The organism is Streptomyces sp. A0958, assembly GCF_004795035.1.
Taxonomy (GTDB): Bacteria; Actinomycetota; Actinomycetes; order Streptomycetales; family Streptomycetaceae; genus Streptomyces.
On record NZ_SSBK01000006.1, the window covers coordinates 192,889 to 204,760 of the forward strand.

The 11,872-nt window shown below is 69.0% G+C and carries 13 protein-coding genes; 2 read left to right on the top strand and 11 right to left on the bottom strand.

Translation table 11 applies throughout. The features are described 5' to 3' along the window. Positions 1–79: 79 nt before the first annotated feature. The 11 genes from E6P78_RS09155 to eccB form a co-directional block, all read right to left on the bottom strand. Positions 80–331, bottom strand: a complete 252-nt coding sequence (locus E6P78_RS09155) for a hypothetical protein (RefSeq protein ID WP_240799121.1) — start codon at positions 329–331, stop codon at positions 80–82. Positions 332–509: 178 nt separating this feature from the next. Beyond that, entirely contained in the window at positions 510–1,247 is a 738-nt protein-coding gene (locus tag E6P78_RS09160; protein WP_240799122.1) for a hypothetical protein, read from the bottom strand. Positions 1,248–1,262: 15 nt separating this feature from the next. Beyond that, positions 1,263–1,562 (bottom strand): hypothetical protein, encoded by a 300-nt coding sequence (locus E6P78_RS09165; protein WP_136203018.1) that lies wholly within the window; start codon positions 1,560–1,562, stop codon positions 1,263–1,265. Positions 1,563–1,582: 20 nt separating this feature from the next. Beyond that, positions 1,583–2,338 carry a hypothetical protein gene (locus E6P78_RS09170; protein ID WP_136203019.1) on the bottom strand — a complete coding sequence of 252 codons (756 nt, stop codon included), beginning with the start codon at positions 2,336–2,338 and terminating at the stop codon, positions 1,583–1,585. 43 nt (positions 2,339–2,381) lie between these two features. Continuing rightward, positions 2,382–3,626: a S8 family serine peptidase gene (locus E6P78_RS09175; protein ID WP_240799123.1), complete on the bottom strand. Its 1,245-nt coding sequence runs from the start codon at positions 3,624–3,626 to the stop codon at positions 2,382–2,384. A gap of 54 nt (positions 3,627–3,680) precedes the next feature. Continuing rightward, the gene (locus E6P78_RS09180) at positions 3,681–5,174 is read right to left on the bottom strand and encodes a hypothetical protein (protein ID WP_136203020.1); all 1,494 of its coding nucleotides are present in this window, start codon (positions 5,172–5,174) and stop codon (positions 3,681–3,683) included. A gap of 32 nt (positions 5,175–5,206) precedes the next feature. Continuing rightward, entirely contained in the window at positions 5,207–5,695 is a 489-nt protein-coding gene (locus E6P78_RS09185) for a hypothetical protein (protein WP_136203021.1), read from the bottom strand. 110 nt (positions 5,696–5,805) lie between these two features. Then, positions 5,806–6,087: a WXG100 family type VII secretion target gene (locus E6P78_RS09190; protein ID WP_136203022.1), complete on the bottom strand. Its 282-nt coding sequence runs from the start codon at positions 6,085–6,087 to the stop codon at positions 5,806–5,808. 52 nt (positions 6,088–6,139) lie between these two features. After that, on the bottom strand, positions 6,140–6,490 hold the full coding sequence (locus E6P78_RS09195) for a WXG100 family type VII secretion target (RefSeq protein WP_136203023.1): 351 nt from the start codon (positions 6,488–6,490) through the stop codon (positions 6,140–6,142). A gap of 156 nt (positions 6,491–6,646) precedes the next feature. Further along, positions 6,647–7,774, bottom strand: coding sequence for a type VII secretion-associated serine protease mycosin (gene mycP / locus E6P78_RS09200; protein WP_136203024.1), 1,128 nt, complete (start codon positions 7,772–7,774; stop codon positions 6,647–6,649). Positions 7,775–8,014: 240 nt separating this feature from the next. Further along, entirely contained in the window at positions 8,015–9,565 is a 1,551-nt protein-coding gene (eccB, locus tag E6P78_RS09205) for a type VII secretion protein EccB (protein ID WP_136203025.1), read from the bottom strand. Positions 9,566–9,883: 318 nt separating this feature from the next. Between eccB and eccE the strand changes: the two genes are divergently transcribed. Beyond that, positions 9,884–11,062, top strand: a complete 1,179-nt coding sequence (gene eccE / locus E6P78_RS09210) for a type VII secretion protein EccE (RefSeq protein ID WP_136203026.1) — start codon at positions 9,884–9,886, stop codon at positions 11,060–11,062. After that, a complete protein-coding gene (locus E6P78_RS09215; protein WP_136203027.1) occupies positions 11,059–11,829 on the top strand; it encodes a hypothetical protein in 771 nt (256 codons plus the stop codon). The genes eccE and E6P78_RS09215 overlap by 4 nt, the downstream gene beginning before the upstream one ends. Positions 11,830–11,872 lie beyond the last annotated feature (43 nt).

Here is an 11,872-nt window from a genome sequence, read left to right on the forward strand (position 1 = left end):
GCGGCCCTTGTTGCCCACGGGCCAGGGCCCGGCGACGTACGTACCCGGGTCGCGACGCCGAGGGGGTGGGCGGGAGTGGTCACAGCGACTGAACCAGCTTCAGGGCCTCGGGCAAGGGACACCGAGGAAATTGGCGCCTGAACCGGCGGGCAGCCACCAGCAACCCCTTTTCGTCACGGATCCGACGAAGTTCCGCCTCGTCCGTCACGATCGACCGCAACGCGTCGATGGAGCCGAATTTTCCGTACCAGTCCTTCTGGCGCCGCCGCTGCGCGTACCCCTCGCCCAAACTCGGAAGGAGAACGAAAAGCGCGTAAAGAAGGATCGTCAACGGCAGACTATGAGGCCGAACAGCGAACACCACATACAAGCAGGCCAGGGAGGCACACCAAAGCGGTACTCGAATCCAGTACATGCGAAACCATCACCTGTCTTTCAGAGAACCTGCCTCCCGGCATCATCAAGCACTGCCGAGCTTGCAAAACCAATTCGACAGCACCGCACCCGCATCAAACTATCGCGGACGGCCACTTACCTCCCGGGAAGGCACTGTTGTCGTTTGCTTCACCCTTGGCAACGGAAATTTGCCCAGCCTGCGCTGTCACCGTACCTGCCAGCGTCACCACGAGTCCGGAGATGATGCCGAAATCCGTCAGCGCTTCAACTACGGCCGCCGCAAAGCCCATCGGCGCACCTACACCAGTCGCCGCGGCAGCAGCTGCCGCGACCATGACAAGAATGGCCTTGATCAGAACGGCCAGCAGCGCCAAATAGAATGCCGCTCCGGCCACCGCACAAAGCGTCAATGCCGTGGCAAGCTTATCGGACGTCGTCTCGATCTGAGTGGCTGCGAGAGGCTGGCCCTTCACGGCCCCGACGTACGCCGTGGCACCTTCGCCCGTCCAGGTGAGGGGCGCCTTGAGCGCTTCCCCCGCAACGTTTCCGGCAACGCCCGACACCTTGCCCCGGATCGACGGACCTTGCCACTCCTGCGCATCCAAAAAAAACATCACCGGCGCGGCAGCGCCCTTGAGGCATTCGATGACCTTGTCCCGGATTCGGCACCCCAGCTCTATCAATCTTTTTGCAGCCCAGATCACCGGCTTGGCGACGGCATCCGGAATGTACCAATGGTTCATCGCTTTTTCGACGGCCGGGCCGATGAGATCCAACTTGGCCGACATCTTCGTAACGCCGGAGTTCAACTTCTCCACTGTCGCCTGCGTTTGAGCCACATTGAACGCCACTGCAAGTTTTCCTTATCAGTAGGCATCTTCGACGGATTTGGTGGTTTCCACCTCGTGATTGTCATAGGCGTTCGCGTTCCTGATCAACGCATCCGCGACCTCCGCCATGCGGCTTTCTCCCTCGGAGCATCGGGCCGAGATGTGATCGATGGCCTCGTTGTAGTTGGAGACAACCAGAAAAAAGAGGCCGGCCTCGAGGCGTGTGAGTCTCATCCCATCAGTCGCACGGGCCACCTCCCCCACGGAAACACTCTGCTCGTCCCACATTCTCGCTTCGGTCCGCAGCGCATCGGTTATGTGCTTCAGATCCGCCATTTCGACCTGCCCTTCGAAAGTCAGTCAATGAAACGTTGCGGATTTCGGAGTATGACCAGCGCCTCATCAAGCAAACTGTCCACCTGCAGGCCTGCAATGCCGTTCGCGCCGACAGCCTCAGTGCCGCTCAGCTTGTCCCTGGCATCTCCGAGTGCCTCTTCAAAAGCCTGGTTCAGTCCGATGTACGACTGTCCGGCCGCCCATCGCCGATCTACCTCACAGGAGCGCAGAGCGCCCTTGGTCACCACGAGGGTCACATGGCGGCCGGCGGACGTTCCCTCAACCTCGGCCGGCTCGGATGCCGTCTCGTCCATCCGGTCCAGCACGTCGAAGGCCGAAAGGACATCCTCGGCCAGCTCGTCGAGGGGGCGAGCGACGACGTAACGCAGGTCCCGCTCGGGAATCTCGGGGGGAGTCGCGGGAACAGACGAAGGGCCGAGCTGACCGATCGGTCCGTCGAGACGGTCGGCCTTGGCCTGCCAGTCGCTCCGCTCCAAGGCTCGGGCCCATCCCGACATCTGTTCGCTCATGGCCACGCCGTAGGCATCGACCACGGCGCCTCCGATGGCTTCCGGGCCCTGCCTGCGCTGCCAGTCCGTAGCGGCCGTGATGGATTCCGGAAGCCCGTCCGATGCCAGCCGTACGGTCACGGCACCTTGAGGGTCCGACCCTTCGCCACCCTGGGGCATTCGGTTCTGCATGTCCGTCATCAGGCTCTGCAGGCCCAGCGCATGCTGCTGGAACTGCTGCAGGCCCTTGATGAATTCATCGTCCATGGTGCCTCCTCCTAGCCTCTGCGCACGCAGATGGGGTTTGGTGTCAGAAGGTCGAGCCGGTACTCCTCCGGCGTACCAGGAGCACCGCGCCGCCGACGACGATCACCGCCGCGACCGCCCCGACGACGATCCAGACGGTCGTGTCCGTGCCGCCCTGTCCGTCGTCGTCCTTCGCCGCGGGGCTGGCGGAGGGCTTCGGGTCCTCCGAGGGGGACGCGGAAGCGGAGACGCTGGGCGACGGCGACGCGGAAGCGCGGGCCGCGACCAGGGGGTTCACGTCGGCGGGGCCCGGGTCGACCTTGCCTCCGAGGACGGTGATCCGGGGGCGGACCGTGCCGTAGCCGAGGTAGCGGCTGGGAACCTTGCCTTCGGTCGGTTTGCCCGCGGTGTCCATGAGAACGCGCAGTACCTGGTTGCCGGTCCAGTCCGGGTGCATGGACCAGATGAGGGCGGCGGACGCGGAGGCGATGGCGGTGGCCTGGCTGGTGCCACCGCTGTCGCAGTACCCGGCCATCCCGCCGCCGCAGAGGATCGGGATGTTCTCGCCCGGTGCGGCGAGCGCCACCTGAGGGCCCGACACGGAGTACTTCGTCACCGTGAGGGTCTTGTCGATGGCCCCGATTCCGGCAACGCCGAGACTCGCCGCCGGGTACGAGGGATCGTTCTCCTTGTCGCCCCGGTTACCGGTGGCCGCCAGAAGCAGCTTTCCGTGCTCAATGGCGTAATCCACCGCATCCTGGAGCAGCTTCCGCTCCTTGTCGTCGAGCATGTAGTACTCGAAGCCCAACGACATGTTGATGATCTTGGCTTCGCTGTCGGCGGCGTACCGGATGGCCTCGACCAGTGCCGGAATGCTGTTGGTGCCCGACTCCTTGGAGGACCCGAAGACGGTGAGCGGGAGGATGCGCGCGTCGGGCGCGAGGCCCTTCACGCCCTGGTCGTTCACCCCGTTGCCGGCGATCAGCATCGCCATGGCGGTGCCGTGCCCGTCCTTGTCCTTGTGCGCTCCCCGCTCGGGCTCCACGAAGTTCTTGCCCTTGAGCACCTTCCCCGTCAGTTCGGGGACGGAGGGGATCACCCCGGTGTCGAGCAGGGCGACGGTGATCCCCTTGCCGGTGCTGACCTTCCACATGGCCGGGGCCTGCATGCGGTCCAGGTACCACTCCCGGTCGCGCATGGTGTCCGCGGTCGCGGCCGGGGCGACGGCGCCGCCCAGGAGGAGCAGGGCGCCCAGCGCGGACACCACCGCCGACGTCCGCCCGCGCCGTCGCCAGACCGTTGACCTCATGCCACCCACTCGTGTTCTGTCCGCCCCACCGGCGCGGTGCTCGGATACAGGCTGCTAGTCGATCACGGGCGGGACCACGTCGTCCCCCGTGGCCCAGGTCTCCTCGTCCTCTTCGAGGTAGCCCGGGCTTTCGCCGTCCCGGCGCTGCGGACGCCGGCGCGCGCTCTGGGACCCGCCCATCGCACCGCCCATCGGACCCATCGCACCGGGGCGCGCCGATTCGCGGACGAGGCCGCTGCCACCGGGCGTGAACTCCCGCCCGGTTCCCATGCCGCGCGGTGTCCGCACCGTGCCGCCGGGCTGGGTGACGAGGCGCTGTGAGCCGCCGATGCCGCCGACACCGCCGCGTCCGGCGGACGACCCGACGGCGCCACCGCCGTGGCCACCCATCATCCCGTGGCTGGTCACCTGACGCTCCCCGCCGATCACCGTTCCGCGCGGTCCGTTCCCGACCGGGCCGGTCACGCTGCGGGCCGGCGTCCCGCCGTGGATGCCCGTGTCGGTCCGGGTGATCGCGGGCGAACGGACACCTTCGGCACCGCCCCTGCCCACCGGCCCGACAGGGATCGTGCGCCGGTTCCCGTCGGTGCCGGGGCCGACGGGCATCGTCCGTCGCTCCCCATTGGCGCCGGGACCGAGCGGACCCGACTGCGAGGGCAGGACCACCGGCGGAATCGGGTTCTGCCCCCCGCCGCCGACCGGGCTCTGCGGCGGGAGCCCGCCGGTGGGCGGGGTCGCCGTAATCGGTGGGGCGTCCGGCATGGTCACCGTGTCGATGTTCGTCCCGGTGGTGTCCGGGGCCCCGGACACCACGTTGACGTGCTGCGGCACATGAGCGGAGACGCTGTTGACCGACGACGTACTGGCGTCGACGGGCTGCGCGGTGACGGAGTGGTGGCCGACCGTCGAGGGGCCGGTGCTCGGCACACCCGACACCGACTGCGTGCCGGAATCGCCCCCGGAGACTCCGTAGCCCGACTTCCAGGTCTCGTACTGGCTGTCCGGAATCACCGCCTCCGGCAGCGGCTTGAAGTTCGGCTCGTCCTGCGCGGAGATCGTCTGCTGCGCCATCAGGTAGTACGAGGCCAGCTTGTTCATCTGCGGAATCGCTTCGTTCCGCGCCTTCTCGACGGCCTCCAGCCGGGCCTTCTCCTTCGCCTCGTCCGCGTAGCACATGGACGTGGCGTCGGAATGACCCTGAAGCACCTTGCTGACCTCGCTGAGCGCCTGGCCGGCCGTCTGCAGGGAAGCGCCCGCGGCGCCGGCGTAGTCGGCCAGCTTGATGGTCTCCTTGGCGAAGTCGTCGCCCCACTCGCGGAAGGCGTCGCCGCCCTTGCCCTTCCACGTGGTGCGGCTGACGTGCTCCTTGAGCTCGGTGCCGATCTTCTCGATCTCGGTCTGCGCGTCGATCAGCGCCGTGCCCCGGGCCATGATCGCCGTGGGGTCCACACCGCGGACCATGGCGAGCATGTCCTCGTACGACATGTTCTCGAAGTCGGTCGTGAGGTAGCAGGCGTTGAGCGGCGGCAGCTTGCCCTTGTCCCCCATGGTTATCCCTCTCCCCCGTGCACTTCCCTTGCCTACAAACCTTCTTGATCGGTGACAGAGCCCTTGCCGGTGGCCTCGTCGTCCTTCGGCAGTCCGGTCTCCGGATGGTCCGTACCCGGCTTCCGGTAGCCGACCTCGACGCGCTTCTGGATGGCGTGCAGGCGCTCGGCGTACTCCTGGTCGACGTTCTGGTACCCGCGGTCGGCCAGGTCGACCGTGATGCCCATCGCCTCCAGCTGCTCGCCGAGCGTCCTGGAGAGCTCGGTCAGGCGCGCGTGCACGATGTCGTAGGTGCCGGAGAGCCCGATGGCCTCCGGGAAGCCCGTGCCGTACGCGGCGGCGGTGACCTTCTGCTCGGTGATGCGGCTGTGGGCGGCCGGTGAGCCGTCGAGCGCGGTGAGGAGCTTGTCCACCCGCGTCTTGAAGCTCTTCAGGGACTCGCTCGGCGTGTCCAGGTCCGGCGCGCCCTTGCCCTTGCCGTTGTCGGGCAGTGGCGGATCGTCCGGAAGTCGCGATCCCATGGAAGCACCTCCCCTAAAGTGCCGCGGTACCGCAGGCGTGGGTGCCGGTCGCAGGGTCCGCGCCCCGCACCCACGGCGTGCCGGTTCCGTTGCGGTTCATCTGGCCTGCGTCAGCCGTGGAAGCGGCGGGACTGGGCCAGGTCGTTGGCGTGGTAGCCCTCGGTGGCTTCCATGAGCTTGGTCGAGATCTTCAGCAGCGTCTCGTGCATGTGGTTGACCTTGACGTCCCAGCCGCTGTGGCGGTCGTAGAACGCCCGCTGTGTCTCACCGTCCCAGGTGGCGACGACGGCCTTGACCCTGCCGTTCAGTTCGTCCAGCTGGCCCTTGATGGTGTTGGCGGTGATCCTGACCTGGTTAGAGGCCTCGACGACCCCTGAGTACGTGATCTCCATGGAATGGTCTCCTGACGCGAAGGTACGGAATGAGGGCGGGTCGGGTCGGCTGTTACGAGACCTGGAACCGGTCCAGGATGCCGTTGCTGCCCGTGTGGTCGGCGCCGTCGATGCCCTTGAAGCTGTTCAGCCGCTCGACCTCCTCGGCGTCGAAGCCGTCGCGGCTCATCTGGACGGCTTCGTGGGTGAAGGCCAGAAGCTCCTTCAGGTTGCGCACATCGAGGTTGACCTGCGTCTGGAGGCCGTTGTACGCGTTGGCCGCGACACCCTTCCAGTGACCCTCGACGGAGTCGATGACCCCGTTGAGGGCGGTGATCCTGCTCTCGAGCGTTTCGTGCATGTGGCCGAGATCCTTGATGAGCTGGTTGATCTCTCCGGCTGAAAGCTTGAGCTTGTCTCCCATAGCGCACCTTCCCCCATGAATTGGATGTTGCTGGCTGCCAGACCGTCGGACACCGCGTCCAGATCGGACCGCAATTTTGCGGTTATCACTTTAGCTGTGATGGCCAACGATTCCAACATGCTTATGTTTGCAGCAAGTTGTTTGGCATTCATCTATTCACGGACGGCGCCGGTCGCGCATCGTGATCGCGACACCCGCGATCACCGCGACGAGAAGGCCCGTCGTGGCAAGCACGTAGGTCGAGATCCGCGTCATCCGCTCCTGCCTGGTTTCACGCAGCTGGAGCGCGACCGGTTCCGGCCCCACGGGTCCGTCCGACACCGCGCGGTCCGGGGTCGGCGCCTTCACCGGGTGCTCGTCGTCGTTGAGGGCGCGCACCGGGTCGACCACCCCCCACCCGATGAAGTCGTCCCGTCCGTTCACCGCGCGCTCGGCGGTCTGCTCGATCTGGGCCACCACCTGGGCCTGCGTCCAGCGCGGGTGCTTGGCCCGGATGAGGGCGGCGACTCCGGCGACGTACGGGGCCGAGAAGCTGGTGCCGTTGTCGACGCACTGGCCGCCCTTCGGGACGGTGGACACCATGTCGACGCCCGGTGCCGCGACCCCGACGAAGTCGCCGGTCTGGGAGAACGGCGCCCGCTCGTCGTTGCGGTCCGAGGCGGCCACCGCGAGCACGCCCGGGTAGGCCGCCGGATAGGTCGCCTTGACCTGGGCGGTGAGCCCGTCGTTACCTGCGGAGGCGACCACCACGATGTCGTTCCTCAGCGCCTCGCGCACCGCCAGCGCCAGGTCTGAGTCGGCGCGCAGGGGCTTGGCGGTGTCCTGCGAGATGTTGATGACCCGCGCGTGCTTCTTGATGGCGTGGCGGATGGCCGCGGCCATCGTCGCCGCGGTGCCGGTGCCCTTGTCGTCGTTCTGCCGGATGGGTATGACCGTCGCTTCCGGAGCGAGACCGACGAACCCCGTGCCCGTACGCGGGCGGGCCGCGATGATGCCGGCGACCTTGGTGCCGTGGCCGACGAGGTCCGTCGTCCCGTCACCGCCGCCGCTCTTGCCCTTGCCCTTGGCCTTGGCCTTGCCCTTCGAGCCGGCCGAGGTCTTGGCCGCCGTGAGCAGGTCGGCTCCGGCGCTCCGGTCGACAGCGGTCGTCAGCTGCGGATTGGTGACGTCGACCCCGGTGTCGATCACCGCGACCCGGACGCCCTTGCCCTTGGTGTCCTGCCAGAGCTGGTCGAAGACCAGTCGCTGGAGCGCCCAGGGGCGGCCCTGAATCTGCTTCGGCATCGGGAAAGTGCACTCGCCGCTGCCCTCGGAACCCGTTTGCGGAACGGAATCCTCGGCCGCCGCGGGCACCGCCGGAAATACCGGCAGGACGACGCTCGCCGCGCATGTCAGAAGCAGTGCGACGGCTGCGGAGCGAGCCGGGGAACGAGATGCGGAACGCGATCCGGAAGGAGCCTGGCAACGGAATGCGGTGCGGTTGATCATTTCGCGCTTCCCCCTCTTCCTCTTCCTCTTCCGTCCTCAGGAACTCTGCGGCTGTTTCGCGCTGTTGGTGTCGAGCCGGGGCCCCTTGGGCAGCAGGCTCGACCAGTTCTCCGGCACCGGCAGCGGTTTCACGTTCTTGTAGCCGAGCCTGATCTGGGCCTGGTTCACCTCGGCCACCTGCTCCTCGGCCGTCTCGGGCTTCGCGGTCTCGCCGATCTTCGAGGGGTCCGCGCTGCTGTCGTTGTTGGACTGCACGGCGTACCGCAGCCCGGTGTCCGTCACCAGGAAGATCGACCCGGTGCTGGGGGACGCCCCGCTGAACTGCCGGTACAGCAGACCGCTGCCCGGTGTGACGTACGCGCTGGTGGCACCGTCCAGGAAGCTCACCGGGTAGCCGGGGCCGGCCCAGGTGGTCAGTTCGGGCACGCCCTTGGAACTGACGCCGTGCAGCACATTGCAGACGGTTCCGGTACGGGCCGAGGTGTCGTTGGCCTGGGTCGGGACGCTCTTCGGCCAGCCCTTCGCCGCGTAGAACTCCTCCGGCGACGAGGTGAAGGACTGCGGTGCGACTTCGGCGGCCTGTGCCTTCTGGCCCAGCGCCTCCGCCTCCGGGCTCGTCAGGAGCAGCCTGGCGACGAGGTCGGAGACGGGCGAGACCGCGCCCGGCAGGACGACGTAGTGCTGCATTCCGGTGCCGGCGACGGCCTTGAGCACCGTGCCCACCTTGTTCAGGCTCGGGTCCAGCCCGTTGACGCCGGCCGGGTCGCCGGCCTTGCCGGGGAGCTTCGGGAAGTCGATGGCCGAACCGGCGTGGAGGGTGCCGAGCCAGTCCTTGGTGACCTTCTGGGGCTGTGCGCCCTCGCTGAACAGCGACCGCCGCAGCACCTCGTCGCGGGCCGAGGGCTTGTCACCGCCGGTGGTCCCGATGGCGTGCCGCGTACCGTCCGCGTCCACCAGGTACCGGGTGCCGTCCCCGCCGTCCACCTCGACGTAGAGGGCCTGCCCGTCGTGGAGCCGCCGTTTGCCGCCGACCTTGTCCGCTTCCCGGTCGGCGAGCAGGAAGACCGCCTTCTGCACCCTGCCCCCGGAGCCGGCGCCCGGCTGCTCGCAGACCGCCCAGAGCTTGCTGCGGCCCGCCTCGTCCGCGCCGGGCAGCCGGTCGGGGGCGTACGGTATGCCGAGCATCGGGCCGCGCTGCAGCTTCCCGCTGTCGAGTTCGGACTCCGGCACCTGCATCACCGAGGAGTTGTCCGGGTCCAGAAGCAGTTTCGCCGAGGCGAAGTTCAGCACCGGGTGCAGCCGCTTGACGCCCTTGGTCTCCAGGACCACGTAACGGGTGGTCGATTCGCTGCCGACGATGACGTGGGCACCGGGGTCGGTCCAGCCCTCGGGGACCTTGGGCTTGAAGATGCCCCAGGCCCCGAAGCCCGCGAGCAGCAGGGCGCCCACCACCACTCCCGGCACCAAGGCGCGCAGCGGGCGCGGCGCCGCCTCGTCCGTACCCGCTGCCGACGGCTGCAGGAAGGCGGCGACCAGCCGCTTCTTCGCGAAGGTGTAGGCATTGAGTTCGTCACGCCGTGATGCCATCTGCCCGACTTCTCCCCGTGATTGTGGACGCCTCGCGAACCGCCCCCACTATGCCCGCCAGTCCTCGTCCGCCGCTGTCCGGGTGCGGGCCTCGGCCGGTCCGCCGGCGCCTGTGTCCGGCCCCGGACAGGGCCTGGCCCCGTTCGAAGCGCTCGCTTCCGGGCGTGGGACAGTGGGCGGTCGCGGGCCGGTGTGCCGATAGCGTGGGTCCGGCTCGCACACGCCGTAGCGCCGTGACACGGAGGGACAGACCGGGGGATGAGCAGCACGACGACCGCAGTGACGAGGTTGCATCCGCGACCTGGACGGATCGGTGGGGTGCGGCTGCACCAGGTGGTGCTGCTGGAGGTCGCCGGCGCGCTGATGCTGATCGCGTGGGTGACGAACAGAGTCCTGCTGGTGCCGCTGGGACTGGTCGCGGCGGTACTGGTGCTGATGGCGGTTCTGCGGTGGCGTGGGCGGCCGGTGCTGGAATGGCTCAAGGCTTACCTGACGCTGCGCGGACGGCTGAGGGCCGCACGACGGCCGTGGTCCACCGAAGGCGTCGACCCCGCGCTGGCACCGGTCCTCGAATGCGATGCGGCGCTGCGCACGTACACCTACACCGACCGGCAGCGCGAGCGCGCTGTAGGGATGGTGGGCGACGGTACGTTCCTGACGGCCCTGCTCCTCGTGCAGCCGCGGGACGAACCGCTGCGCACCGCCCGTGAGACGCGTCCGCTGGAGCTCGGTCTGCTGCACGAGGCCCTGGACGTGGACGGCATCCGGCTGGAGTCGGTGCAGGTCGTGCAGCACACGCAGCCCGCGCCCGGCCCGCACCTGCCGGAACAGGCCGCCGCGGCACGCTCGTACGCTGCGCTCCAGGCGCAGGCCGGCACGCCCGCGGTCCGGCTGACGTGGATCGCCCTGAAGCTCGACCCGAAGCTGTGCCCGGAGGCGGTGCAGGCGCGCGGCGGCGGGCTCGGCGGGGCGCAGCGCGCGCTGTTGCGGGCCGCGGACCAGCTGGCGAGCCGGCTGACGGCGGCCGGGTTCGACGCCTCGATCCTGACCGAGGCGCAGCTGACCTCCGCCCTCGCGACGTCCGCCGGGGTGAACTCGCAGGCCAGCGCGCTGGCGGTGCGGTCGGATGTGCCGGTGCGGCGCACCGCGGAGTCCAGCCGCACCTGGCGCTGCGACGACCGCTGGCACACGACGTACTGGGTCGGCCGCTGGCCGCACCTGGGCGCGGGGGCTGCGGCGTCGGCACAGGTGGTGGCACTCCTGACGTCGATGCCGGCTCCGGTCAGCACCTTCAGTCTGACGGTGTCGCGCGGGACCGGCGGTACGCCGGCCGTCAGCGGACACGTCCGCCTCACCGCGCGCGGGGCGGAGGAACTGGTCGCGGTAAGACGGGAGTTGGAGCGCGCCGCGCGTGGAGTGAAGGTCGGCCTGGTACGGCTGGACCGCGAACAACTGCCCGGTGTGCTCGCCACCCTGCCGCTCGGAGGTACCCGTTGACCGTCCACCGTACGAGCCCGGCCGCCGCCACCGGCCCCGCCGCTTCCGCCCCGCCGGCGGCCGGGCGGGGCCGGGCCGGGCGCGGGCTGCTCGGCCCGCGCCGCGGCCGGCACGCGCTGCCCGTGGAGCAGTTGGCCGCCCTGCGGCTGCCGCTCGGGGACGACGGGGTCGTGGCGGGCACCGATGCGAAGGGGCAGCCCGCGGTCCTCGGCCTCTTCCGCCCCGTCCAGCTCGACGTCGTCGTCATCGGCAGCGTGTGGACGGCGCAGGTGCTGGCGCTGCGTGCGGCCGGCACCGGTGCGCGGGTCGCCGTCGAAACGGCCCGGCCGCAGGCGTGGACGGGGCTCGCGCAGGCCGCGGGCGGCGGCCAGCAGTGCATGACGGTGCACGACGTGAAGCAGGTGGGGCCGCAGGGCGCGTCGGTCACCAGCCCGGTCCTGGTGGTACGGGACTGCGGCATGCGTCCCCCGCGCAGCCGGCTGGCACCCGGCCCCTGGCAGTCCGTGCTGACGCTGCTGCCGTTCCTGGGGCCGGCGGCACCGAAGCTGGTGGAGCATGCCGGCCTGGTCGGCATCCAGCGGGTCTCCCCGGAGGAGGCGGCGGTCCTCGGCCGGATTCTGCGCCTGCCCCGGGCGAACACGGAGGCGCTGTCCCAACTCGGCGACGACATGGTCCTGTGGTGCACGCCCCAGCACCGCAAGCTGGTCAAGGTGCAGCCGACCGACGTCGAGGCCGGGCTCCTCGGCGGCCCCCGCCGCCTGGACTGACGGAGTCCCGTACGGCTGTGGGCAGCACGCGCCCGGCACGAAA